Origin of the sequence: Pelagibacterium mangrovi (genome assembly GCF_036662815.1) — a bacterium.
Lineage (GTDB): Bacteria > Pseudomonadota > Alphaproteobacteria > Rhizobiales > Devosiaceae > Pelagibacterium > Pelagibacterium mangrovi.
In genome coordinates, this window is the sequence record NZ_JBAFXA010000004.1 from 327243 (window position 1) to 352209 (window position 24967).

The window sequence follows — 24967 nt, forward strand, 5'->3', positions numbered from 1 at the left end:
ATCAGATGCTAGACTCCAACAGCTCGATCTCCTCACCAGTCAAATCGAAAAGTCCATACACCAGCTCGTTGATACGGCGCTCATTGGCCTGGATCTCGGACGAAAGGCGCGCAATTTCTGCCTTGTCTCGGGCGATCCAGTCTTCCCAGTCGCTACGCTCGGACAGGGGGATATCTGCCTTCAGACACCTCTTGACCTCAGACCGGAATGCAGCGAAATCCGGCAAAAGCCACCACTTCTTGAGCTTGTTTGAAAGATTCGTGAACGCTCCAATAGGAGCGATATCCGGTATACGTCGTGTTGGGGCACGCTGCAGGACGTGGCGTCTTTCCGCTGCCGCTTGACAGGACTCAGCGATCGCGGCGATTTCGTTTTTCTGAGATTCAGAAGCAAGTGGAATAGGAAGCGACCTCAGATATTGGCTCTTCATCCGGAAGTATCCGCCCCTAGCTATTGTTGTTTCGCTCGTGAGTGCAAACCAAAGTACGTTGGAGCCGAGTAAAGCGGCCTCATAGTGGGAGGCGCCTTTCAAGCAAAAACACGTCATGTCGATGTAGCTTCCGCTATCAACGGAAAAGCTAGGACGGTTGGCGATGTCCCGGTACACAACTTTCGTGCCTGCATAAGTAGATTCAAACGCTGCTTGCGCCTGCTGCAGCTCAAACCATTCCTGCTTAGCAGCCCGCTGTTCCAGTCTAGACTTGAATTGGGAGAGTCGCTCTAGGATTGCGGGGTATTTTAGGACATCGATGGTTGACTTCGGGATGTATATAATGAAGCGTTCAGCCGACGCTACGTGCCACTGCTCCAACTCATTGCCAAAAATAATGGGCTTAATGAGGTCCGCAGAGTTCGGATCGGCGGCGACAAGCCGGTTTCTTTCTGTGCGGTCGATGACAAACGCCTCGTTACGCCCAGTTTTTATGCCAGCATACGGATCACCGTAAACATCACCCAATCGCTCCCGCCCTGTCCGGATCTTGCGCCGCAGCGACTGCAGCCCAGCCTCTTCCAGAGACCACGACCCAGAGGAAAGTGAAGACTGCGGATAAGTGGCCGCCCCTTTCTCAAAATTCGCACGAAAGTTAGATTCTGGTAGCGTGTCGACCGTCCAAAAACGAAGCGTGTGATCTTTTAAAGGGGCCTCGCGCCGCATGGTGAGGATGGCGGGATAGGTGGTCACCCCCTCAAAAACTTGCAGATCGCCAAAATAAACTACGGTTTCAATCGTTGCCTTCTGGCGCAGAAAATCGCGTAGCGGCCTACCAGAGCCCGTTTTGAAGAAAGACGATGACGAGATGTATCCAAGCCGACCTCCAGGCTTCAGCAGGTTGAGCCCGCGCTCGAAAAAGTAGCAGTAGAGATCCGCCCGATCCGACACCACCTCGAACCGTTTTTCTAGGTAAGGCTTCATCAGCTTAAGGTGCTCCATCCGCACATAGGGCGGATTGCCGAGCACGATATCGAAGCCACCTTCGGCCATGATTTGGGGAAAGGCGCTCGCCCAGGTAAACCCGTGCGAGAGATAGGCGAAATTGGAATCTTCGATCAGGCTGTCGCCCACCTTCAGATTGCCACCAAGACTGTCAAGCGGCTTGCCGCGACGAGCCGTTTTCACCCAAAGCGAAAGCTTCGCGATCTCGATGCTTTCGGCGTTCACATCGACGCCGAACAAATTGCTGGTGAGGATCTCACTGTCGGGGACGTAATTGAGAAGATCGCCCATATGCTCAGCCCTGGGCGCCAGCTCCTTGATCTTCTCATTCACGCGCAAGAGCTCGGCCTTCATGTAGTCGAAGGCCATCACCAGAAAAACGCCCGACCCGCAGGCTGGATCGACGATGCGCAGCGACTTCAGCCGGTCCCGATAGGCCTGCCATGCTTCCAGTTGCGCGCTCTTACGCTTCCACTTGATCGCCTCGTAATCAGCAAGGCTCGATCCCTTCTGCGCAAATTGCCTGACGATGCAGGCAAAGATCTCTTCCAGGTGCGTGCCGAGCGTTTGCTCGACGATGAAGCGAGCAATGTAGTCTGGAGTGTAGACGACACCGTCGCGCTTGCGGCGACCACTCGTTCCTGTTTTCTTTTCAGCTTCGACCTCATCACCGCGTGCTTCGGCTTGGAGACGTTCCACATCGGCGATCGATTGCTCAAAGATGTGCCCCAGAACGGTGACCGAGACTTCCGAGCTGAAGTCGTAGCCGCCGATATCTTTGAATTTCTCGCAAACCGCGTCGGGGATGTTGAGCTGATCGACGATGGGATCAGGGGCAAACAGTCCCCCATTGTACGGCGGGACATTCAGCTGATGATTGCCCTTGTCGATTGAGGTGAAGAGCCCTTTGAAATTATCCCAGATTGGGCGAGGATTGAAAGGATCGGAATGCTCGAATGCCTTTTCGAGAATGTGGCGTGGCAGGAGCCCTGTGTCCTCGGCAAAGGCCGTAAAGAGGATGCGGTCTAGGATGGTCTGCGCCGCTGCGATCGCGCTCAGACCGTCGAGAGATGGTAGTTCCTGGCGCACTGCCGCGATGAGGTCGCCGCGCAAGGATTTGTAGTCCGAATAAAGCGCGTCGGTAATGTCCTGGTCTTCGCGGCGGCTCTCCTTGAGCAGCGCGGCCGTTTGGCCGCTCAGCAGGTTCTCCGCCCCGAGCAGAAGCATAAATCGAGCATATTGAGCCGGCTCAGTCAGCTTGGCGAGCTCGAAGTGCTCATAGGCTTGCGTGCCTTCGCCGAAGCCGTAGAGCCTGAGCTCAACATAGTTCGACACGACGACCCATTTCACACCGGGCGCGTTTGTGGCGTACTCCCACGCCTGCTGCACCGGACTCTTTGCCCGGCCAGGCATAATGGCATCGAGATCCTTGGTACGCGCTCCCTTGAGCTCGAAAGGTGCAAGGATCTGGGAACGCTGCGGCCCAAAATGACCAAGGGCCAGATCGACAGAACCGCTCAGGATCGACTGTTCTGAAGTCACCGTGTGGTCAGGGGACACGACGGCGCTGACATAGCCAAGCACACCCTCCACAATCTTGGCCTTGAAGTCGCCGTGAAGGGCCGTCTCCTTCAATCCGGTGATACGGCCCGAGCGGATGAGCTCACTCCACTCTTTCAGCAGGGCCTCGTGACTGGCAGGAAGACTGTCCGGGTAAGCAATATGGCGATCGAGCGTTTTGGGATTGAAGAGATGCATGCGCTTCCGATCACAACAGCCTTGGCTGTGGTTTGTTGCGGCCCGGGCTGATAGCGAGGCACCAAGATCTCGCCTTCGCGCGCGCGAGCTTGGGCAATATCACAATCGCACTGTATGTACATGAGCTGGGCGACGCGCGGCCATTCAGAAAAGCCGAAAATGCGGCGCGGATGAACCCAATCGCCTCGGCCGCCAGGGTCACGGACAGATCTAGTCGATCGAGCGCCAGCGCCCGGATGTAGTGCCCCAGGCAGCCCGGCCGCGCCAGCGCGGTTTCAGCACGAATTGCCACTATGTCCCTCCTGATGGGTGAATCACCTCTTGAAAGCATAGCTTTGGGGAAGCTGACAACATAGCCCATGTCAGCAACGGCGTGTTCCAGGGAGTCGGCGCCTAGATCGAGCGCGACAAAATCGAGGGTTCGAACGGTAAAACCATCCGCTCGAGAAGTGACCGACGCCACTCCAGAGCGCCCCCTGACCCATATTCCTGGCGTGAACGACGATGGCCAAAAAAGATTTCGCGCATTTCCCCGTCAATACCGGCTTCTTTCATCCGGTCTTCAAACGAGTGACGGATGCTGTAGAGGGTGTGTTTTGACGTTGGGACGAGGCCGTTCTCGCGCAGATACTTATTGATTGCAGCGCAGGCAGCTTCTTCCTTCTCCCGATAGCGGGGAAAACCGCTTGGATACATTTGAAATGCCAACAAAGCAGCGCCGACCAGCGGAATCTCGCGAATGGAGGCTGCGGTCTTCAATTCACGTGGCGCCTCCGGATCATCGCGCTCCACAAAGCTAATGTAGGGCACTGGGCCATCAAGGTGGATGTTGCTGGCATCGAGATTACAGGTCTCGCTCGGCCGCGCCCCCGTTTCGATGGTGACCAAAAGGATGGCCCGCGCCTCCTCGTTCAAGCCTTTGAGAGCGTCGGCTTTCAGAATCTTGTCCCGGATCCAGGCGGTCGGGAAAGGAGGCCGCTTGGCTTTCTTGCGCTCCTCAAAACTTAGTCCTGCGAATGGGTTGAGCTTGTTCTCCGCGCCCATGAAGGCATGATACTCGCGATAGATCTTTCGCAGCTCACCAATCTGCCGGTTGCCCGATGATGCAGTATGGGTTGGCTTCTTGCCTTTGTCGGCTGGAGCGATGCGCGCCAGCCAATAGCGATAGAATTTGTGCGCGTCGTCGCGGGTGATGTGCGAAATCGGCTTGTCCCCGACGATCTCGACAAAGTTGCGCACAGCCCGCTCGGGAATGACCCGCCATTTCCGCCTTTGCTGCGGCGACTTCGTCACCAGCTGAGATGCAGCAATATCGTTGATATAGACTTTAAGCGCTTGGGTCAGCGTCACGCTGGGCGTTGGCTCTCCACCCAGCACCGCCGTTTCGACTGCATGGGATGTCCGCGTATCAAGAATTGCCTCCATCCGCTCGGCCAACTCCTGCCAGCTTGCCTTGGCTTCGAGCTCGCCTGCAGGACGATAAGCAAAGCCGAGCGCCGCTGCCCGACGCACGGCGGCCTTGTGGCGCTTCAGAGCCGCTGACTCTTCCTCATCGCACAGAAACGATGCCCACAGGTCGTTGTCCGCCTTTTCCAAGGCATCGCGCATGACGCGGGCGACCGCCAAGTCGTGGGTCTTGAGCGAACTACGGATAACTGGAGCCCGCTCATCCTGCTCAGCCACCATGGCGGGAACGCGCCGAACATACTGCCAGCGGTCCCCGCGGCGCTGCAAAAAACGGTCGAGTTGAGAACCCCTGGGCACGCCATTCCTCTCCAATGTATCACGTTATAGGATCAAAATGTGTCACGAATTTCCGGGCAAGACAACCCAAAGTTGGCTGTGTACACCGAATTCCTTGGCCGTTACAGCGACATAGCAATTTTGCAAAGCTGGGAAAATGGAGCGGGTGAAGGGAATCGAACCCTCGTCGTAAGCTTGGAAGGCTTCTGCTCTACCATTGAGCTACACCCGCCCGAGGGTGTCTCGCTACTCTGTCTGTTCAGCCCGTAACGGGCAAGCACGATTTTGGTGGAGGGGGCTGGATTCGAACCAGCGTACGCTAAGCGGTCAGATTTACAGTCTGATGGATTTAACCACTCTCCCACCCCTCCCCAATCGTGACATCGGCGAAGCGAGGTACCGTGACGATGTTTGTTGCCGCGCACCATCACGGGCCGGTTTATGGTGGCAGCGTCCTTATCTGTCAACTGCCTGGGGCAGGAAATTTCATCAGTTTCACAGCTTCGCTTGCCGCTTGCCCGCCGCGCGGCAAAACGATACGCCATAACCCATGAGCAAGAACAAGTTTCCGCCCAAGAAGCGCCCGCCTGTCCTGCCCGATGACGGGCCGGTCTATCTCTACGGCCTGCACACGGTCCGCGCCGCGCTGGATAACCCACGGCGCAGCAAAACGCGGCTGCTTGCCACGCCCAACGGGCTGAACCGGCTGACGGAGGGCGCTCCCCTGCCCGCCCTCGCCATCGAGGAAACCACGCCGCGCGACCTCGACCGGCTGCTTGGCGCCGACGCGGTGCATCAGGGTGTTGCGCTGGAGGTCGATCCCGTCGACCGCTTCGGGCTGGACGATCTCGAAAAGCTCGATCTGGTCATCGTGCTCGATCAGGTCACCGATCCGCACAATGTCGGCGCCATCCTGCGGACCGCCTGCGCGTTCGGCGCGGACGCGGTGATCACCACCGCGCGTTACGCGCCGCGCGAAACCGGCGTGCTCGCCAAATCGGCGTCGGGCGCGCTCGATCTCATCCCGATGGTGTCGGTGAGAAACCTCGGCGAAACGCTCGAAACGCTCAAGAGCCGAGGCATGGTTTGCCTGGGCTTCGATTCCGAAGCACCCGCCGTGCTCCGGCCGCGCCAGCCCGGCGGCAAGCTCGCCATCGTCCTCGGCGCCGAGGGCAAGGGATTGCGGCAGAAAACCCGCTCGCTTTGCGACGAGATGGTCCGGCTCGACATGCCGGGACCGATCAAGTCGCTCAACGTCTCCAACGCGGCGGCGATCGCGCTATTCGCCGCGACGGCTGGCTAGAGCGTTCCCGGCTCGTCGAGCGGCGCTTCCGCCGTCACCAGCGGGGTATCGAACACGCCGCTGTTGGCCCGCAGGGTGACGACGCTATAGCCGTTCTCGCGCAGCGTGCTCAGAAAATCGGGCAGCATGGCAGCGGTCCGCATATGGATGTCATGGAAAAGGATTATGCCCGACCCTCTGGCATCGAGCCGCGCCAATGTACGGTCGAGCACCTGTTGCGGCGTTTCGGAATAATAGTCCTTCGAATCGATATCGACGTCGAGAACGATGAAGCTGCTGTCGACGGCCGACGTGCGGATCACGCCCGTCTGCGCCAGATATGGGAAGCGGAAAAAGCGCGATGGCACCCGGTTCGATGGGGCCAGCGCCGCAGCCACGGCCTGCTGGCCGGCATAGATTTCCGCCACCGCTTCGGTCGGCCCCAAGGTCGACAGATCGACGTGGTCATAAGTATGCGTGCCGATGGTGTGGCCACGCTCGGCGACGTCCAGCACGAGGCCGGGGTTCCGCTCGGCTGACGAACCGAGCATCAGGAAGGTCGCCTTGACGCCGAAGCGGTCCAGCGTATCGAGGATCAAAGGCGTGCTGCCGGTGCGCGGTCCGTCATCGAAAGTGAGGATCACTTCACCGGGATTGAGAACGATCTCTTCGGTCGCGCCTACTGTAAGGGTCCGGCCCGCCAGCGTCATGGATGGCAAACCAGGCATGGGCTGATAGGACGTTCTGAACGTCGCCACGGGTTGGAACGCGCTGGTTGTCGTCGTATCGACCGAGGCGGTTCCGAGCAGGCTTTCATGGTTTTGGGGTGGCTTTGCGCACCCCGCCAGCAACCCAGCCATAACCGCCACAAGACATGCCGTCCGAACCACTGCAAGCACCCGACCAAAGCGTTTCCCCTGCTGGTCAGCCTGCCGTGATTATGGTTAACAACCTCTTCCGAGCCGCCAAATTTATGCTTAACAAACAGTTACTTGCTGGCGCGCTCGCGCTTTGCGCGAGTCAGCAATTCATCTAGAGCCTGGAGGAAACTGGAGCGGTCACGGGACGTGTATTCCTTATTGTACCCCTTGCTCTCGCCCGTTTCCCTCAAGTGCTGATTGAGATCGCGCATAGCAAGCGCCATTCCAATGGAATCGCTGGTGAAGGGCCTGCCGGTCGGGCCGAGCACATGGGCGCCCTTTTCCAGGGCGCGCGAGGCGAGTGGGATATCGGCAGTGACCACGATATCGCCGGCCGCAACGTGCTCGACGATCCAGTCATCCGCCGCGTCGGCGCCTTGCGGCACCATGACATTGCGGATCATGGGGTCCCGCGAAGGTCGCAACCCGAAATTGGCGACGAAGGTCACCACGACGCCATGCCGCTCGGCCACGCGGATCACCTCCGCCTTGACCGGGCAGGCATCGGCATCGACGTAGATGTCGAGCATAATTAGTAAAGCACCACCGAGCGGATGGATTCACCCGAATGCATAAGCTCGAACCCCTTGTTGATATCCTCCAGCCGCAGCGTGTGGGTAATCATCGGGTCGATCTCGATCTTGCCGGCCATATACCAATCGACGATTTTCGGAACGTCAGTGCGCCCTCTCGCGCCGCCGAACGCGGTGCCCATCCATGTGCGGCCGGTGACGAGTTGGAAGGGGCGCGTGGAAATCTCCTGCCCTGCCCCGGCGACTCCGATGATGATCGACTTGCCCCAGCCGCGATGGCTGGCTTCGAGCGCCTGGCGCATGACCGTGACATTGCCGGTGCAGTCGAACGTGTAGTCCGCGCCGCCGATCTGGTCGGCACCGCGCTTGGTCATGTTGATGAGGTGCGGGACGATATCCCCCTCAATCTCGCGCGGATTGACGAAATGGGTCATGCCGAAGCGCTCGCCCCATTCCTTCTTGGAATTGTTGAGATCGACGCCGATGATCATGTCGGCGCCCGCAAGGCGCAGACCCTGGATGACGTTGAGGCCGATGCCGCCGAGACCGAAGACGACGGCGGTCGCCCCCTGCTCCACCTTGGCGGTGTTGGTGACAGCGCCCACCCCGGTGGTAACGCCGCAGCCAATATAGCAAACTTTGTCGAAGGGCGCCGCCGAATCGATCTTGGCGACGGCGATTTCGGGCATGACGGTGTAGTTCGAGAAGGTCGAACAGCCCATGTAATGGAACACGGGCTTGCCCTTGTATGAAAACCGCGTCGTGCCGTCGGGCATCAGCCCTTGCCCCTGTGTGGCGCGGATGGCGGTGCACAGATTGGTCTTGCGCGACAGGCAGGACGGGCATTCGCGGCATTCTGGCGTATAAAGCGGGATGACGTGGTCGCCGGGTTTGACGCTGGTAACCCCCGGCCCCACTTCCACGACGATCCCGGCCCCTTCATGACCGAGAACGGACGGAAACAGGCCCTCCGGATCGGCGCCCGACAGCGTGAAATCGTCGGTATGGCAAAGGCCCGTGGCCTTGATCTCGACCAGCACCTCACCCGCGTTGGGGCCTTCGAGGTCAAGTTCGACGATCTCAAGGGGCTTGCCCGCCTCGAACGCCACCGCCGCTTTGGTTTTCATATCCGCTTCTCCGCGATTCCCATACCAGCCGCGAAAGTGGCACAAGCCGATCACCAAGGGCAACGCCCATATGATTACGGGCGCACGAGGCGCCCGTAACGTGTCCGGTTATACCTTCATGGCCCCCGGCCCGGGAATGGCGCCGGGCGGGCATTTGCCCATGATGATCATGCCCAGCACCTCGTCCTTGGTCACGTCGGTGGTTTTGGCGGTGCCCACCACCTGCCCGTTCTTCATCACGCACAGCCGATCGGCGAGATCGAAGACGTCATGGATATCGTGGCTGATGAGGAAAATGCCGATGCCTTCCGATTTGAGCTGCCGGATGAGATCGCCCACCTGCGCGGTTTCCTGCGGGCCGAGAGCGGCTGTCGGCTCGTCCATGATGAGGATGCGGGCGTCGAACAGGATGGCCCGGGCAATGGCCACCGATTGGCGCTGGCCACCCGAAAGCGCCTTCACCGGCTCCTTGAAGCGGCGGAAATTGGGGTTGAGCCGCCCCATGACCTCACGCGCCTTGGCTTCCATGGCCACATCGTCGAGCGTGCCGAGCGCCGTGGTGATTTCACGGCCCAAGAAGAGGTTGGCGGCGGCATCGACGTTATCGGCCACGGCAAGGGTCTGGTAGATCGTCTCGATGCCATACGCCTTGGCGTCGCGCGGATTGTTGATGGTGGCCGGCTGGCCCTCGATTCGGATTTCGCCGGAATCGCGCTTGTAGGCACCCGAGAGGATCTTGATCAGCGTCGACTTGCCCGCGCCATTGTGGCCGAGCAGGCCCACCACCTCGCCGGGATAAAGATCTATGGACGCGCCATCGACCGCCCTTATGCCACCGAAGGCAATGGAGATATCCTCGAGTTCGACCAGCGGAATGGTAGCGTGTTTATTCATCTTGGCTGATCCTTACTGCGCCCGATTGCGGTAGAGCGTGTCGAGCCAGACAGCGACCACCAGGACGATACCGACGACGATCGATTGCAATGGGCTGTCTATGCCCATCAGCACCATGCCCGATTGCAGCGATTGCATGACCAGCGCCCCGATCATGGCGCCGACGATGGTGCCTACCCCGCCCGAGAGCGAGGTGCCCCCGATGACGGCGGCGGCGATGACGTAAAGCTCGTCGAGCGTGCCCAGCGCATTGGTCGCTGCGTTGAGGCGGGCCGAGGAGATGGCGGCGGCGATGGCGCACAGCGCACCCATGAGCATGAAGATCTTGACTGTGACCCAGCGGGTGTTGATGCCCGCCAGCTCCGCCGCCTCGGGGTTGCCGCCCATGGCGAACACATAGCGCCCGAAGCGGGTGCGTGTGGCGATAAAGGTCATGACGATTCCCACCCCGATAGCGATCAGCACAGGAATGGCGATGCCGTGCGAGATGAACAGCCCGCCCTCGGGCACTGGAATGCCATTGGCGTTGGCGTAGTTCTCGGCGATACGGATGGGCCAGGGATAAGCGTTGAACACCATGACCGCCGCGATCACCGCGCCGCAGCCCAGAATGGCCAGCACGGCCTCGGCCCAAACCGGGCGCAGGGGAAAATTGAAGCGGCGGCGCTGCTTGCGCGCATAGAGCAGATAGGCGCCGATGGCGAGGCACGCGGCGATGGCGAGAATCCAGCTCACCGTATAGCCCACCGCCCCTTCCGGCCCGCCGCCCATCAGGCGGAAGCGGCCATCGAGCGGCGCGACCGTTTGCCCCGAAGTTACCCACCATGCAGCGCCGCGCCAGACGAGATAACCGCCCAGGGTGACGATGAACGCAGGCACGCGCAGGAAGGCGATGATCGCGCCGTGAAGTGCGCCGATGGCAACGCCGCAGACCAGACCGACAGCGAGCGTGGCCGCCCAGTTGAAGGGATGACCGAAGCCCAGCAGCGACGGCAGATACCGCACCTGCATCACGCCCATGATCATGCCCAGCACGCCGAGAAGCGAACCGACGGAAAGGTCGATGTTACGGGTGACGATCACCAACACCATGCCGGTGGCCATGATGGATATCGATGCCGTCTGGACCGAGAGGTTCCACAGGTTCCGGGGCGTCAGGAACAGGCCGCCGGAGAGAAAATGAAAGCCCACCCAGATCAGGAGCAGCGCACCGATCATGCCCAGAAGGCGTGTATCGATTTCCGTCGCGCTCATGAAACGCTGGATGGGCGAGCCCGCCAGAAGGGCGGGCGTGTTCGTCGATGATATGGCGTTCTGATCGGCCATTATTACCCCCAAACGGGTTGATCGGCCGCGGCGCTGGAGCCGCCGCGGCCGGTTCGCATTCGGATCAGTCGCAGGCTGCGACGGTGCCGGCGGCCACGCCCTGGCAGACCACGTCCTGGCTGACCCAGCCGGCGTCGATGACGACGTCGAGATTGTCCTGGGTGATGGCGACGGGCGCCAGGAACATCGAGGTCATTTCGACCCCGTTCGGCCCGCCATTGAACATCACCGAACCCTCGATATCGGCAAGCGCAGCGCCTCCGGCGAGTTCGACAGCGATTTCGGCAGCGGCGGCACCCAGCTCACGGCTGTCCTTCCACACCGAAACGGTCTGCGTGCCCAGCGCGATGCGGTTGAGCGCCGCGTGGTCGGCATCCTGGCCCGAGACGGGCACGGCGCCATCGAGGCCCTGTGCGGCGAGCGCGGCGATGGCCCCGCCGGCGGTGCCGTCATTGGCGGCGACAACGGCATCGACCTCGTTGTTGTTGGCGGTCAGGAACTGCTCCATGTTGGCCTGGGCGTTCTCGGGCAGCCAGCCATCGGTATAGGCCTCGCCGACATTGACGATATCGCCGGCATCGATCGCGGGCTGGAGAACTTCCATGGCGCCGGCGAACAGGAAGTCGGCGTTGGGATCGGTGCTCGAACCCTTGATGAAGACGTAATTGCCGGTCGGCGCGACCGCCTGCACTTCGCGCGCCTGGATGCGGCCCACTTCGGTGTTGTCGAAGGTGAGGTAGAACGCATCGGGATTTTCGATCAGCCGGTCATAGCCAACCACCGGAATGCCTTCGGCGACGGCCGCGGCGATGGCGGGCTGGATGGCGTCGTTATCCTGCGCCAGAACGATAAGAGCATTGGCGCCCTGGGCGATGAGGCTTTCGATATCGGTGAGCTGCTTGGACGGCGAGGATTGCGCGTCGGCCGAAATATAGGTGGCGCCGAGCTCTTCGAGCTTGGCCTGGATGGCAGCTTCGTCGGTCTTCCAGCGTTCTTCCTGGAAGTTGGACCACGAAACGCCGACGGTGAGACCGTCCTGCGCGAACGCGCCCCCTGCCATACCGAAAAGAACAGTCGTGCCCAAAAGGGCCGCTGCAAGATTTTTCATGATTTTCCTCCTGCGGGCATCCGAGCCCGCCCAACCACATTAATGGGTTATGCCTCCCGCAGAGCGCCTCGGCGGCTCTCCGCAATGGATATTTTTCAGTACCCGAAAAAATAATTGGCACGCAGCGATTGCTGTGTCAACGTCCATTCGCACCGCAGCAAAAATGCGTGCAACGCGGGATGGTAATCCCTAGAAGCGGTCGCTGATGAACATGTGGGAGGCCGCCGTGGCGCAAGGCGTTGCGGACACAGAAATGATCCGGCGTCAGAACCGGCGGCTCGTGCTCGACGCATTGCGGCGGCACGGCCCTTTGTCGCGTTCGCAGGTCGCCGCCGCGACCGGTCTTTCCAACGCCACGCTCACCGCCATCGCGGCGGATCTGGTCGGCGATTCCATTCTGGTCGAGCTGGCCGAAGCGACCGCCGGCACCAAATCCAGGGGCCGCCCGGCGATCCGGCTCGCCCACAATCGCGATGCGGGTTTCGTTTTGCTCATCGAGATCGACGTCAACCGCTGCCGAATGTCGTTGATCGACTATTCCGGCATCCTGGTCGACCGGGTCGAATCGGCGGTCGAACCGACATTGTTTGCCCAGATGTCGCCGGCCGCCTATTTCGTCGAGCGGATCGGCACCATGCTTGCCCGCAACGTCGAAGCCGCCAACGCCATTCACGGCATTTCCATCTCAGTCCAGGGAATTCTCGATTCCGCCGACAGCGGGCTGAAATGGTCCCCCATCGCCCATCTCGCCGGGCACGATATCGCCGGGGCCATCCAGCGCCGCCTGGGGATCGGCGCGCAACTGTTCAAGCGCGGTCGGCTCATGGCGGACGGAATGCGCTGGCTCGATCCCGAACTCAATTCCGCCACGGTCGCCACCATCCATATGGGCTCCACCATAGGCATGGGGCTGACCTTCCCCGCCGGCCGGCCCGAAACCGATCTCGGCACCGAATTCGGCCATATGGTGCATGTGCCGGACGGCGCGCTGTGCCGCTGTGGCGCGCGGGGCTGCATCGAGGCCTATGCCGCCGACTACGCCATCCTGCGCGCCGCCTATTCGGTGCCCGAGCACGCCACTCCGGCGAATTCGGTTCCGCTGGCCGATTTCCAGCAACTCATGGCCAGGGCGCGACAGGGCGAGCGCAATGCGCGCCGCGCCTTTGCCAACGCCGGATTGGCGATCGGCTACGGCATCAACCGCCTGATCTCGATCGTCGAGATCGACAGGATCATCCTGCTCGGCCCCGCCACCGCCGCCTATGACCTGATCGAAGCCGGTATCGCCGAGGGCGCAACCGCCTCGCTGGTCGGCAAGATCCGTGGCCTGCCGCCCGTCACACTCGTCGCCGACGCCGGCGAGCCGATCTACCGTGGCCTTACGATGAAGACGCTCACGGAGATCGACAGCACGTTCGCAAGCCGGGCCTCGGCCCCGCCCCTGCGGCGGTCGGCTGAGTAGTCCAGCCTAATCCTTGATGAAGAGATTGGGATATTGGCGCGGCGCCGAGCGCCAATATTGCGGCGGCGCCTTGACCTGCCCCCCCAGTGCGGCGGCGACATGCCAAGGCCAATGGGGATCGTAGAGCACGGCACGCGCCACCGCGACCATATCGGCTTCCCCGGTCGCGACGATTGCTTCGGCCTGCTCGGCCGATGTGATCAGCCCCACCGCGACCACCGGCATTGAGACTGCTTCCTTTACCCTGCGGGCGAGCGGAACCTGATAGTTGGGACCGACGGGAATTTTCTGCCCCGCATCGAGCCCACCGCTCGAAACGTGAATACCGTCACAACCGCGCTCCTCGAGCGCCTTGGCCAGCGCGATCGTCTGATCGACATCCCAGCCGCCCTCGACCCAATCAGTGCCCGAAACGCGGACCGTGACCGGCTTTTGCGCCGGAAACGCAGCTCGTACGGCGTCGAACACCTCAAGCGGAAACCGGAGACGGTTTTCCAGCGACCCGCCATATTGGTCATCTCTCTTGTTGGAGAGCGGGGAGAGAAATTGATGCAGCAGATAGCCATGCGCCGCGTGGATCTGGATGGCGTCCAACCCGATACGGTCGGCACGGCGCGCAGCTTCGGCAAAAGCCTCGCGGATACGCATGAGGTCCGCCCCGCTCATGGCGGCGGGAGCGTTTTCGGACGGCAGGAAAGGCAGCGCAGACGCGGATTCGGTCTGCCATCCGTTCGGATCGGCGGGCGGAAGCTGCGCGCCACCCTTCCAGGGCTTGTCGGTGCTGGCCTTGCGGCCGGCATGGGCGAGCTGAATGGCAATCGGCATATCCGACCAGCGGCGAATGCCATCGATGACCCTTTTCATCGCGGCCTCTGTGGCATCGTCGTAAAGCCCCACGTCGGCATAGCTGATCCGCCCTTCGGGAGTAACCGCCGTCGCCTCGATCGTGAGCAAGGCCGCGCCGGACATGGCGAGCTGCCCCAGATGCATCAGATGCCAATCGGTCATCTGGCCGTCCTGCGCCGAATACATGCACATGGGCGCAATGACGATGCGGTTGGCGAGCTGGCTGCCGCCTACGGAGATCGGTTCGAAGAGTTTTGGCCCGGCCATGAATCAGCCCCTATGTTTGTTCGACGAGAGCCTAGACCCTTATCGCCGGTAACACGCCACGCGAAGTTGACCGTTCACACATATTGGTGAACGCAAAGGCCAGGATATTCACGGGGGGAAATGGTGCCGGCAGCAGGACTTGAACCCGCGACCCTCTGATTACAAATCAGGTGGTTAGTTAAAATCAGGTGACTGGGACGCCGCCCAAACCAAGTGAACTCGAGTTTACTTTGTTGGTATATCAAGGATTTATCCAGATATCCTTGCACCAGGGCATTTTCGTTGATTATTCTGCCGGCGTCCCAACCGCGTCCCAGGCGTCCCAGCAGTGCCCCGTATCGACATCACACAAAAGACCCTCACAAAGGCGAAGGCTGATGCGAAGCCGGGCGCCGATCGCTATGAAGTTACCGACACTCGTGCCCGCGGGCTCGTTCTCCGTGTCGGGCCACAAGGCGCTGGCTGGCAGTACCGGTACAAGCATCGCGGAAAGAGTGTCCGCCTGCCCCTTGGTCCCGTCGACCGCTGGGGCGTGGCCGAAGCACGCGAGATCGCGGCTGGATGCGCTGCCCGACTTGCTGCCGGTCCCACGCTTCCGACATCCGACTGGCTTGATTGGTGGCTCCGGGAGACTGGGCGCGTCGACGTCGAGCCCGAGATCGTCGACGCCCCTGTCCGCGTGCGTCGTGGTGAGGACGCCCCGTGGACGTGGCAGGATGCGCGCGACGCGTTTCTCGACGACAAGAAGGCGACCCGGAGGCCGAAAACATACGAAGATTACCGATGGCATCTCTCGCGTGCGGAGCTGCAGTTGCTCGACGATCGGCTCGTTCGCGAGATCAGTGTGGAGGACATTGCTGCTATCGTTTCTGGGATTCATCGCAGCGGTCGCGAGAGCACGGCAGAGCATCTGTGCCGGGTCGTGTCGTCCATGTGGTCCTGGCTCTATAGTCCTGCGCAGCGAAAGCGGTCCGGTGTGCAGCGTGGCGCGATGGAGGACCTCGTCGCACCCGATCGCACACTCGACGAGCAGCCGGCCGAGGAAAGCGTGCCATCGCTGCAAGACCTGGGCCGCGCGATCGCGATCTGCCAGGTTGGCGTGCTTGATCCCGTCGCATCCTGTGCTGTCGAGATGCTCATTTGGACGGCACAGCGCAGATATACCACCGCCATCGCTCAGGTCGACGAATTCACTACCATCGACGGCGAGACGCGGGCCTGGGTCATCCCGTCCGCGCATATGAAGTCCGGTCGCAAGCGCCGGCGTGGTGACGATGTGCACGTCGTGCCGCTGCTCGAACCGGCCTGGAAAGCTTGGCTTCGCGCCGGGGCGTATAATGAAGAGAGCGAGTACGCATTCCCGCAGCGCCGCGCCAAGCGTCGGGGGGACGAGCTGGGCCATATCAGCGAGTTCACGCTGTCCCACACGCTGTCCTCGCTGCCTGGAATGAATGTGTCGCCGCACGCTGTGCGCCGGGCCTTCGGGACGATTCTCGAGAGGGATTTTGGGGTGACGCGCGCGGAGACGAAATTGATCCTCGATCACGCGGAGGGTGGGCGGCAGTCAGATGTCACCGGCCGGCATTATGCGCTTCACCACGCGCTGCGGGCGAAGTTGCCGGTGATGGAGATATGGACACGCGAGCTCCAGAAAGCCGTCGATGAGGCGAGGAGGTCGGATCCGTGGCTACAGGATCTCAGCAAACTTAAAGCTGAGATCAGGAAGAAGCGTGAGGCCAGGAAGTCCTCGAATCGGGACACCGTCGGGAAACCGAGGTCATAACGATAGCTTGGACCGAATTTCATCCTTGAGGTCCTTATCGAGCTTAACGCTGTCCAGAAGCCAATTCCCGAGCTCAATGGCCCATTGAGGTTGAGGAGACATGGCCAAGGCGGCCTGAAGTTCCGTCAACGGCGGTCTTGCCATCATATTGCGGCTGGAACCCTGCTGCCCGTCTCCGAAGAAGCTGTTTCCGCGATAGAGGTGTCGCCGCAGCTCGTCCTGCCAGCTATCATCAATCTTTGGTAGCGGCGAACCAGTGAAGATGGTGCCTACCGAAATGCCTTGGCGGCCAATAATCAGCTCCTCAAGTGGTAAGTCTGAAGCTACAAACCATGGCTCATCGGCCCCTTTTGGCCGATAGAAGCCATAGTCGATAGGGGTGCGACAGAAGCCACGAATCCGATGAACCATTTGATCGAGATGCTGTAAGTCGGCCTCCTGGAGATTGTAGCCCCTGTCGTTGTAACGAGCACTCGCGGAGCCTCGGTCTTCCGCGATGAGAACGAATTCTTGCGCCGTACGCCGCTCTCCGTTCAGCAAGGGCTGCTCGAGGTCGAAATTTGCCAGGCCGCTGCTTTTGCAGGCACGGTCCCAGGTGCCGTCGTGCGACAAGTCATTGACGCGATCTCCATGTGTCAACGCTATCGCTTTGAGAAGTTTCTCTGCGGTCTGAGCCGTCATCCACCAGAAGTCGATGGGCATCTTGAGGTGGTAACAGATACGGGCCGCGAAATAATTCTGATCCGCTGTTCTAACAAACATTTCGCGTATGATTTGGTTTCGCCGATCGTTGATATCCATTGGTCCCCCTGCATATTCGACGGCATAAATCCTCAGTCGACATACTCGATAAAGTGCATGCCGTGGCTGCCCGTCGACATCGTGTCGATCACCTCGATACCGGCTGCATCGATCATCATTTTCCAGATGTCGTTCATATCATCGTACCAATCGACCACGTTTTCTACTGTCACCATGGCCTCCCATCCGCCGGCGATGCGTTGGCGAGCATAGAGTTCGTCATATGTGCCGATGACGATCTCCTTCGATGTGATGCGTTCAGGCTTGCCATGAGCAAGCGTGTCACGAAGTTTCTTGAGTTCTATAATTGACGAGAACGGGCGCTTCTCGAATTCGCCATAGTCGACCCCCAGCTCACTCAATACTTGCTTCACCTTTTTCAGAGACGGCTCCCACTCATCCCAGGCTTCACCAAAGATGCGGTCGCCGACGAAATTGACGCTCGCTTCCATTGCGAACGCAGTCATAGTCAGCCCTGCCGTCATCTCGAGGAAGATCCCATCGTGATCGCCCTTCTCGAGACGCTCGACGATCCGTTTTTTGAAATAGAATGCAGTGTTGCCGAGGTCGTTGTGGATGTAGACAGCCTGTTCTTTCGTGAGCTCAACACGCATCTTTCGATCTCGATCGGTCATCACGCTTTCCTTCCACCTGCAACGTGCAATCAATATTCGTGACACAAAGGGGAAGCGTGGGCTATCCTTCCCCCATGACTGACACCGACCAAACCCCCGCCGAATTCATGCTCTCCCTGCGCCACCCCGGTCCGGCCGAGGTCGACGAAATGCGCCGCATTGGCCGACAGCCTGGAGCGTGTGGCCTGGATGCGGAGGGACGGCTTGTCGTCGTGGAGAATGATGGCCGGCGTCAGGTCCGTGCGCATAAGGCACCGCAGTCGGGCTGATTTCAATATAGTCTCCACATAAGCGCGGCGACCTCAATATTAATTGCACATAACGGTCCCCCCTGCATTTTTTGTAAATTTTTTTGCAACAACGGGTTGCAGTTCGCACCCAGAGGGTGTAAGAATTTTTGCAACAGAGCGAAAGATGGTCGATCGCTCAAGCGCTCAAGGAACAGCAGATGAAAAAGACACTTGTCATCGCCAAAGCCGACATCGCGAAGAAAAGCATCGAGGAGAACGAAGATCTTAGCATCGCGATGGGCTTTGCCAACGGAAACAGCCGCTCCTTCACATACGACTCTTGGGACGTCATTGGGCTCGCTAGGAAGGCTGAAGCTCGCCTCGATCGCGCTGGCTTGCCGCAGGCTTTGCGTGTCGGTTTCGAAATGACCGCTACCCACGCCGGACCTGCGGCCAAATCGTACGGGTACACTGCAAACGGGAGCCAAGTCACCCTTCGCCGTACTGCCCGTGGGTGGGTTCTGGTCGAAGCCGGGATTACCGGAGTCTATCCTGCTGCAGACGAAAAGATTGAGTACCGCGCCACCGTGCAGCAGATCGAAGAAATCTCGCGCCGCGCCGTCGCCGATCTCAAGCGTTTCCCTGAAGAACAATCAGTGGCTGCATAACCTGAAACGCGCCAACGGCGGAGGGCTCCATTACCCCTCCGCCCTTTTCCAAGCCGCTCCAAATGGCGGTTTCGAAAAGGGAAATCAATCCCGCTGAGTCTAAAGGAGATACCGAAATGCCGCCTGAACCCGAAGAATTCTCGATCGATATTTCGAACCGCAAAACGAAGCTATTCACGTTCTTGCCTGACGCCTCGGCATTGTCGTTCTTTGACGAGACATGGAATACCCGTATTTCATTGTTCGATTCCGGGCCGGTGGTTACGTTTTCGAAAGATGTCGGCGCGGCGCGTCCCGGATTCTACTTTCGCACGAGCCCGACACAATCACCGCAGCAGATCGAGTTCCAATACCAGCTCGACTATAACACGGAGCCGAAGTACTTCTCGGACCTCGATCTGGCGTTGAAGTTGTTCAAGTCGGAGATCAAAACGATTTCCGATGACAGCTGAGAACAATCGCCGTTGGTGCCTCATCGAACAGGTTGGACAGCTCCTCTATCCGACGACATGGAAGTCTAAGATCGCGAAGGATCTCGGCATCAGCAGCACGCTGATGGCGTTTCTCGCGCGCGGCGAACGGACAGTCACGGATCAAACACTCAATTCACTCGTGCGCGTGTGCAAGCTGCAGCGTCGAGATCTGATCCGACGATATCGTGAGCTCATCCTCATCGAAGCGCGCGTGCGGATGGAGCTGGGAGCGGAGTGCACTGAGCCTGAGGAAGGACCGGGTGAGCAGATGCGCGAAATCGAAGAATTGGAGATGAAGCCGCAAGAGTAGACGAAGCCGCATAAGCCACCGTTATAGCCACCTCGCAACCTGGCTATAACGATCGAATGCGACCGATCCTGTCGACCGCGCGTTAATCATTTCGAAACCCAGAGTCTGGACGGCGCCCCAACTTCATGTTTTATGCGCCGTCCTGGGACGTCAGAGCCTTGCTGCTGGCGGCGCACCGTGGGGCGACACCGCAATGTCGCGGACGCCCACACGGCTTCGAAAACCTCATCACATTGCCAAAGGAAACCACTGACACGAGTCGGCAGCTTGCCGCGCTCGAAGAAATTGATGTCGAATCCATGCGCGCGCTCAAGAAGCGGCGCGCCGAAATCCTTGCGGGCGACTTGCCGGCGCTGGAAGAAATCCTGATCCACGCAGTCTGGTGCAGTGGATCGATGGTCACGGACCGGATCAGGTTCTTCACATCCATCCTGCATGGCCGCATCCTTGGCGAAGCCGAGCGCGAGATCATCGAGCAAGCGGTCTCCGACGGCTCGGCACCGGTTCTCGAACTCGCGCGCGAAATTTTCGACAGCCGCGGGCGATTCAGCGATGTCGCGCGCTGCGATCTGTACATCGCATGCGCCGATCCCGAGCGCGATTGCTATGACGATGACGCGGCTGAATCGGCTGCAAAGCGGCTCTTTCACGATCGCCAGTCCACGCTCCTGGATAGCCGTTTCGGCGCCACTTTGCGCCAAGCCACAGTACTGGGAATGCTGCATGCGCCGCGTACATTCGAGCGGCGGATCGATCGTGCACAACGTGATGGCGTGCGACGACTCCTCGATTTCGGACGCGATGTTGATGCGTTCACGCAGGCTGACGTCTGGCTGAAGTCGCATCCTGAAGCCCTTAACGAAATCCAGGATGACGACCAGAAGAGCCTTTTCGAGAAGCTTCAAGAGCTTGAGGAAGACCGTGCCGAGATCGAACCCGATCTCGATTTCGATCGGCCCGGCGTCGTCGTCGTGCCCGAGTTGCCCAAGGCCGTCGGCGGGCAAAAGGATTCGAGGAAGGTCTTCGAGAGCATCGCTGGCAAGGCGTTGCCCCTTGTCGACCGTGGACCCCTCGACCTGCATTTCGATGTTCTTGCTGCGCGCTGGCCGCACGCGCGGGATGTCATCGATTCAATCCTTTTCGATCTCGCGTCTGATGAGCGCGTGCGGTTTCGCCCCATGTGCCTCGTCGGGAAACCCGGTAGCGGCAAGACCGCGCTTTTGCGCGCCATCGCGGCCCAACTCTCTTTGCCGTGCGAGGTCTTCTCAATGGGCGGGATGGCCGATGGCAGCGCGATGGGAACGTCTGCACAATGGTCGACATCGCGGCCGAGCGTCCCCCTCCAGCTCGTGCAGCGATCGGGGTTCGCCAACGGGCTTGTGATTTGGGACGAAATCGAGAAGGCCAGCGATAGCCGGCACAATGGGTCCGCCTTCGACGCACTTTTACCAATGCTTGAGCGCAGCCAGGCGCAGGCGATCCGTGACCCGGCGCTGGAAGTCAGCGTGGATCTGAGCTGGATTTCCCACTTTGCCACGGCAAACACGGTTGAAGGCATCCCAGATCCCCTGCGCGATCGCATGCGCATCATCAAGATGCCGGAGCCAAGCTGGCAGCATATCGGCCCGCTGTCACGCCGGATCATTGATGACATCGCAAAAGACCGCGGCGTCGATCGGCGTTGGTATCCACCGCTTGCCGACGATGAACTCGATGTCATCCGTGAGGCTTGGCCTGGCGGAAGCCTTCGCAAACTCCGAAGGGCGATCGAGGGCACGCTTGCGGCCAGTGACGCCTTCATGGGTCAAGCCTGACCCCTGCGCATCCCGCGCAACGCACAGACCAAGAAAGGAGATCACCGTGCGCAATCATTATCCATTCTGCGAGGTCCGAGAGGCCCTTCGCGACAGCCTCTTTTACCAATCCGTCCATGGCCGAGGGCTGCTTGTACAGCTCTGCGCGACCATTGCCCTGTCCGATCTCGACCCCAGGATGCTCGGACTGGTCGACCTTTTTGCGGGCAACAGCGCCGCAGCATGGCGGTACCGCCAAAACCTTCGCCGCTGGCAGACCAAGCGGCTGCTGACGGGAGGTGCGGCATGAATACGGACATGAGCGTAATCCACTTGACCGACGAAGCCCGCACCATCCTCGCGGCGGCATTCGAGGGCGATCCCGCATGCGCGGACGTCATCGTGCTGCCTGGGAAGTGGAACGAATCCGAGGGGTTGATCGACCTCTTTATCACGGGCGCCCCAACTGGCCGTGCCGTGCATCCGACGGGTGCCTGGATGCCCAGGCGTGAGGATGTCGTCGAGCTGGTGCGCCGCGTCATCAACAGTAGATCTCGGCATTGGGATCATGGCCGGCTGCGACCTCTCCCGATGCCGCGGGACTGGTGGCGAGCGATCAGGGATGAGTATGAATTCATCGACAATGTGCCGGAATGCGCGAGCGGGTGGGCTGACCTGCTGATCGGCATGAGCGGTTGGCTCCAGGAGCGCTATGACGGCCACTGGTCGACCAGTCAGATCAAGGAGAAGTTCGGCGGGCTGCGGTTCTACAGCGACTGCGGCGACGAGCGGTCGGAGGAGATCGTCAGCGTTGCCGAGTGGCTGTCGGAATATCTGTGCGAAGACTGCGGCGCGCCCGGGCGGCTGCGGAAGCGCGGCGGCTGGCTGCGGACGGTCTGCGACGCCCACGCGAGCGAGGGAGGTTTCGAATGAAGTTATGGATCATGAGCGACTTGCACGTCGACGGAAAAGACCGTGATTTCGATCTGCCGTTTCCGCCTCCGGATGCCGATGTCTTGGTAATCGCGGGTGATATCTGCGACGGCTTCATCGAAGCTGTAGAATGGGTGAAATGGCAGCTCATGCGGAACCATCCGCCGTCCATTGTCTGGGTCCCGGGAAATCACGACTTTTACGGCAGTATCAATCCGCAAGCCGATCTCGACGCCGCAATCGCCGATTGCGCCATGATGGGCGTCACCGTTCTGGCGCGTGGCGAGGTAGTCGAGATGGGCGGCGTTCGCATCGTCGGCGCAACGCTGTGGACTGATTTCGCTGCCGTGTCCGCTGACCCAATCGACATCGCAACGGCGCAGGTTTGGGCGCGCAATTCGATGCCCGATTACCGGTCTATCGATATCGGGCTGCGGCGGCTCCGGCCAGCCGATACGCTCGCATGGCATAGGGATCACCGCGCTACGCTCGGCCGGCGCCTGGCGAAAGATTTCGACGGCCCAACTGTGGTCATCACCCATCACGCGCCGCACAGAAACAGCCTCGACGACCCCGCTTTCCCGGATCCGTCTGACGGGTCGTTTGCGAGCGACCTGGGCGACATGATCGAGCGATATCGGCCGGATTTGTGGATCCACGGCCATCTCCACTGGCGGCGGGATTATAGGATCGGCGGCACGCGCGTGGTTTGCAACCCGCGCGGGTATGGCCGGGAACGGTCAGGATTTGATCCCCGATTCGTAATTGAGGTGGCGTCATGACATGGGCAAATGAAGCCGAACGCGATCGCGCGCTCGCAGAACTCGAAGATCGATATCCCGGCCAAAAAATCGAGATCATCACCGCTTTCGACATCGCGAATGTCGGCTGGGAATGCGACTCGCAGGGCGCATTGATCATGCGCGACGGCGTACCCGAGCTGGTCATCATCGACCAGACCGGTGGCGATGATCGGCCGGTGCGCGAAATCCTTGAGAGCAAGGTCGACGAGTATGAGCGCCTGGCAGCGGACACGCGGAACGTGTTGGGGCAGTACATGGTGCTCGAAGGGCTGCCGCGGCGGGTAATCGGCGTCGAAGAGCTGACTGATGAAGAGATGCAGCTGATCAAGGAATCAACGGTTGATGACATCGTCGGTTTCGATCCTGATCGCGACACAGCTTATTACGTCGCGCGGGAAGCTATGCGGAATCGAATAGCGGAACTGTCGGCCGAAATCGAGCGGCTCGAACGCGAGATCGTCGATGTCGGCGTAGAAATGTCGGGGCTCGATTATCAGGATCGTGATGCCATCGAAGCCGCCATCGACAAGTACGGAAATCGCCAAAACAACGATCCCGGAGACGATCACTGAACCCGGTCGCGCGCAGCAAATGGGTGCAAGGTGCGGGTCGAAATCAGGCCCGTCAGGAGGCTTCCCAGAGGGTGGTTTTGTGACCAAAAGGGGCGGATCGAAAACGTGGAAATTGCGGCTTCGTAAGTGCTTGAAGTTGATAAGTTTTTCGGAGCCAGATAGGTTTGCGAGTTAAAATGAGTTGCGGGCAACTCGTCATAATACGTGGGGGCAGAATGCCGCGATTGACCGAATTTGTAGGCCGCAAGTTTGCTGGGCCCGGTACCCAAATCGCTTATGAGAAAAGCCTTGGCCGATTTCTGGTGGCTTTCAACCGCGCCGAAAACTACGTCCGTGAGACGGTCAAGCTGTCCCTGAAATCGCTCGGTCGCGAGGACTTCTGGAATGAGCTGAAATCAAGCGGTCTGCTGCATCAAGCTCGGAATCTTGAACTGCTAGCTTTGGCACAAAAGGATTTTCCGGAGACCGATTACGCTTTTATCAAAGATCTGAACATAATTCGCAATACACTCGCCCACGGGCACTTCGATCAAGATCTTTTCAGTGAAGAGTACAAGATCGTGGGCAAGGATCGGGACAGAAAGCACACCATCGAAGAGATCGATGCGTGGACCATGAGGACCGAGGACTTCTCGCGGGATTTAGAGCTCATGATCATGGACTATTTTTTCGACGCGCATTTCGATCCCGAGCTCGAGGGTGAAAGCTAGGCCGCTTCACGCTGCCGGTCCAGGTGCCGTTTCCGCATATTCTGCAGCGTCCGCGGAGTGAGAAATCCCCAGCGCTTGAGGACCGCGTGCATGCCGTGCGTGCGCCACAGTTGCGCCACCTGCTCGTCGCTGGGCCAATGATAGAACGCAGCTGCATCTTTTCCATCGATTCCCCGCATCAGACCGACTCCCGCTTGGTTGTGCGCCGGCGCTGGGGTGGCAGCGTGGGCTTCTCGTCGGGATACATGCGGGATTCGAGCCGCAGGACGGTGTCGCGGACATCGCCCAGACGCGATCTTGCGCCGTACAGCGTCCATGATCGCATCGCGATGGTGTTTTTCGCGGTGTGAAACGAAATTATTGGGTTTGCAAGGACGCATCCGACACTCGAATTAAATTCAACGTTCCAAGAACGTTGCAAGCAATCCACGCAGGATAGAACCCGGGCTCCACACATTCCGATAGACTTGCAAAGTTTCAATTCAATTTTGTTTCGAAAGTCTATTATCAATCCACAAGTAACAAAATGCTTCGAAATTCGAACAATAGGAATAT

26 protein-coding genes and 2 tRNA genes are annotated in these 24967 nt (G+C 59.9%); 13 read left to right on the plus strand and 15 right to left on the minus strand.

The window, feature by feature from the left end:
• Position 1: 1 nt before the first annotated feature.
• The 5 genes from V4T21_RS09290 to V4T21_RS09310 all read right to left on the minus strand — a co-directional run bounded on the left by V4T21_RS09290 (position 2) and on the right by V4T21_RS09310 (position 5307).
• Positions 2-3193 carry an Eco57I restriction-modification methylase domain-containing protein gene (locus V4T21_RS09290; protein ID WP_332715757.1) on the minus strand — a complete coding sequence of 1064 codons (3192 nt, stop codon included), beginning with the start codon at positions 3191-3193 and terminating at the stop codon, positions 2-4.
• A gap of 10 nt (positions 3194-3203) precedes the next feature.
• A complete protein-coding gene (locus tag V4T21_RS09295) occupies positions 3204-3485 on the minus strand; it encodes a hypothetical protein (RefSeq protein ID WP_220305772.1) in 282 nt (93 codons plus the stop codon).
• Positions 3486-3586: 101 nt separating this feature from the next.
• Positions 3587-4957: a tyrosine-type recombinase/integrase gene (locus V4T21_RS09300; RefSeq protein ID WP_240549624.1), complete on the minus strand. Its 1371-nt coding sequence runs from the start codon at positions 4955-4957 to the stop codon at positions 3587-3589.
• 137 nt (positions 4958-5094) lie between these two features.
• Positions 5095-5168, minus strand: a tRNA-Gly gene (locus tag V4T21_RS09305).
• Between the two features lie 54 nt (positions 5169-5222).
• Positions 5223-5307 (minus strand) — tRNA-Tyr (locus V4T21_RS09310).
• Positions 5308-5486: 179 nt separating this feature from the next.
• Between V4T21_RS09310 and rlmB the strand changes: the two genes are divergently transcribed.
• Positions 5487-6239: a 23S rRNA (guanosine(2251)-2'-O)-methyltransferase RlmB gene (gene rlmB, locus V4T21_RS09315; protein WP_332715761.1), complete on the plus strand. Its 753-nt coding sequence runs from the start codon at positions 5487-5489 to the stop codon at positions 6237-6239.
• On the opposite strand, the gene V4T21_RS09320 is transcribed toward rlmB, so the two are convergent.
• The 6 genes from V4T21_RS09320 to xylF all read right to left on the minus strand — a co-directional run bounded on the left by V4T21_RS09320 (position 6236) and on the right by xylF (position 12126).
• Positions 6236-7078, minus strand: coding sequence for a polysaccharide deacetylase family protein (locus V4T21_RS09320; protein WP_332715763.1), 843 nt, complete (start codon positions 7076-7078; stop codon positions 6236-6238). The two genes, rlmB and V4T21_RS09320, sit on opposite strands and share 4 nt — an antisense overlap.
• A 128-nt stretch (positions 7079-7206) precedes the next feature.
• Positions 7207-7668 carry a YaiI/YqxD family protein gene (locus tag V4T21_RS09325; RefSeq protein ID WP_332715766.1) on the minus strand — a complete coding sequence of 154 codons (462 nt, stop codon included), beginning with the start codon at positions 7666-7668 and terminating at the stop codon, positions 7207-7209.
• Positions 7669-7670: 2 nt separating this feature from the next.
• Positions 7671-8798: an S-(hydroxymethyl)glutathione dehydrogenase/class III alcohol dehydrogenase gene (locus V4T21_RS09330; protein WP_332715768.1), complete on the minus strand. Its 1128-nt coding sequence runs from the start codon at positions 8796-8798 to the stop codon at positions 7671-7673.
• Between the two features lie 108 nt (positions 8799-8906).
• Positions 8907-9692 (minus strand): ATP-binding cassette domain-containing protein, encoded by a 786-nt coding sequence (locus V4T21_RS09335; protein WP_332715770.1) that lies wholly within the window; start codon positions 9690-9692, stop codon positions 8907-8909.
• 12 nt (positions 9693-9704) lie between these two features.
• On the minus strand, positions 9705-11018 hold the full coding sequence (locus V4T21_RS09340) for a sugar ABC transporter permease (protein WP_332715772.1): 1314 nt from the start codon (positions 11016-11018) through the stop codon (positions 9705-9707).
• Positions 11019-11082: 64 nt separating this feature from the next.
• Entirely contained in the window at positions 11083-12126 is a 1044-nt protein-coding gene (xylF, locus tag V4T21_RS09345; RefSeq protein ID WP_332715774.1) for a D-xylose ABC transporter substrate-binding protein, read from the minus strand.
• A 205-nt stretch (positions 12127-12331) separates the two neighbouring features.
• On the opposite strand from xylF, the gene V4T21_RS09350 reads away from it, so the two are divergent.
• Complete coding sequence (locus V4T21_RS09350; RefSeq protein ID WP_332715776.1) at positions 12332-13588, plus strand: ROK family transcriptional regulator; 1257 nt, start codon at positions 12332-12334, stop codon at positions 13586-13588.
• 6 nt (positions 13589-13594) lie between these two features.
• Here the strand turns inward: V4T21_RS09350 and V4T21_RS09355 are convergent, their stop codons facing one another.
• Complete coding sequence (locus V4T21_RS09355) at positions 13595-14701, minus strand: NADH:flavin oxidoreductase/NADH oxidase (protein ID WP_332715778.1); 1107 nt, start codon at positions 14699-14701, stop codon at positions 13595-13597.
• A gap of 328 nt (positions 14702-15029) precedes the next feature.
• On the opposite strand from V4T21_RS09355, the gene V4T21_RS09360 reads away from it, so the two are divergent.
• The gene (locus V4T21_RS09360; RefSeq protein ID WP_332715780.1) at positions 15030-16484 is read left to right on the plus strand and encodes a tyrosine-type recombinase/integrase; all 1455 of its coding nucleotides are present in this window, start codon (positions 15030-15032) and stop codon (positions 16482-16484) included.
• Here the strand turns inward: V4T21_RS09360 and V4T21_RS09365 are convergent.
• Both V4T21_RS09365 and V4T21_RS09370 read right to left on the minus strand, forming a co-directional pair.
• Entirely contained in the window at positions 16479-17285 is an 807-nt protein-coding gene (locus V4T21_RS09365; protein WP_332715782.1) for a hypothetical protein, read from the minus strand. The genes V4T21_RS09360 and V4T21_RS09365 overlap by 6 nt on opposite strands.
• Positions 17286-17317: 32 nt before the next feature.
• On the minus strand, positions 17318-17920 hold the full coding sequence (locus tag V4T21_RS09370) for a hypothetical protein (protein ID WP_332715784.1): 603 nt from the start codon (positions 17918-17920) through the stop codon (positions 17318-17320).
• Positions 17921-17994: 74 nt separating this feature from the next.
• Here V4T21_RS09370 and V4T21_RS09375 point away from each other — a divergent pair, with 74 nt between their 5' ends.
• From V4T21_RS09375 to V4T21_RS09420, 10 genes are all read left to right on the plus strand, one after another.
• Positions 17995-18189, plus strand: coding sequence for a hypothetical protein (locus tag V4T21_RS09375; RefSeq protein WP_332715786.1), 195 nt, complete (start codon positions 17995-17997; stop codon positions 18187-18189).
• Positions 18190-18368: 179 nt separating this feature from the next.
• Positions 18369-18818: a hypothetical protein gene (locus V4T21_RS09380; protein ID WP_332715788.1), complete on the plus strand. Its 450-nt coding sequence runs from the start codon at positions 18369-18371 to the stop codon at positions 18816-18818.
• A 116-nt stretch (positions 18819-18934) separates the two neighbouring features.
• On the plus strand, positions 18935-19270 hold the full coding sequence (locus V4T21_RS09385) for a hypothetical protein (protein WP_332715790.1): 336 nt from the start codon (positions 18935-18937) through the stop codon (positions 19268-19270).
• Positions 19260-19601, plus strand: a complete 342-nt coding sequence (locus V4T21_RS09390; protein WP_332715792.1) for a hypothetical protein — start codon at positions 19260-19262, stop codon at positions 19599-19601. Before V4T21_RS09385 ends, V4T21_RS09390 begins: the two co-directional genes overlap by 11 nt.
• A 125-nt stretch (positions 19602-19726) precedes the next feature.
• On the plus strand, positions 19727-21415 hold the full coding sequence (locus V4T21_RS09395) for an AAA family ATPase (RefSeq protein ID WP_332715794.1): 1689 nt from the start codon (positions 19727-19729) through the stop codon (positions 21413-21415).
• Between the two features lie 46 nt (positions 21416-21461).
• Complete coding sequence (locus V4T21_RS09400) at positions 21462-21704, plus strand: hypothetical protein (RefSeq protein ID WP_332715796.1); 243 nt, start codon at positions 21462-21464, stop codon at positions 21702-21704.
• A complete protein-coding gene (locus tag V4T21_RS09405) occupies positions 21701-22327 on the plus strand; it encodes a hypothetical protein (RefSeq protein ID WP_332715798.1) in 627 nt (208 codons plus the stop codon). The genes V4T21_RS09400 and V4T21_RS09405 overlap by 4 nt, the downstream gene beginning before the upstream one ends.
• Positions 22324-23109, plus strand: a complete 786-nt coding sequence (locus V4T21_RS09410; RefSeq protein ID WP_332715801.1) for a metallophosphoesterase — start codon at positions 22324-22326, stop codon at positions 23107-23109. Before V4T21_RS09405 ends, V4T21_RS09410 begins: the two co-directional genes overlap by 4 nt.
• Positions 23106-23702 carry a hypothetical protein gene (locus V4T21_RS09415; RefSeq protein WP_332715802.1) on the plus strand — a complete coding sequence of 199 codons (597 nt, stop codon included), beginning with the start codon at positions 23106-23108 and terminating at the stop codon, positions 23700-23702. The genes V4T21_RS09410 and V4T21_RS09415 overlap by 4 nt, the downstream gene beginning before the upstream one ends.
• 224 nt (positions 23703-23926) lie before the next feature.
• The gene (locus tag V4T21_RS09420; RefSeq protein WP_332715804.1) at positions 23927-24412 is read left to right on the plus strand and encodes a hypothetical protein; all 486 of its coding nucleotides are present in this window, start codon (positions 23927-23929) and stop codon (positions 24410-24412) included.
• Here V4T21_RS09420 and V4T21_RS09425 read toward each other — a convergent pair.
• Entirely contained in the window at positions 24409-24591 is a 183-nt protein-coding gene (locus V4T21_RS09425) for a hypothetical protein (RefSeq protein WP_332715805.1), read from the minus strand. The genes V4T21_RS09420 and V4T21_RS09425 overlap by 4 nt on opposite strands.
• Between the last annotated feature and the right edge of the window lie 376 nt (positions 24592-24967).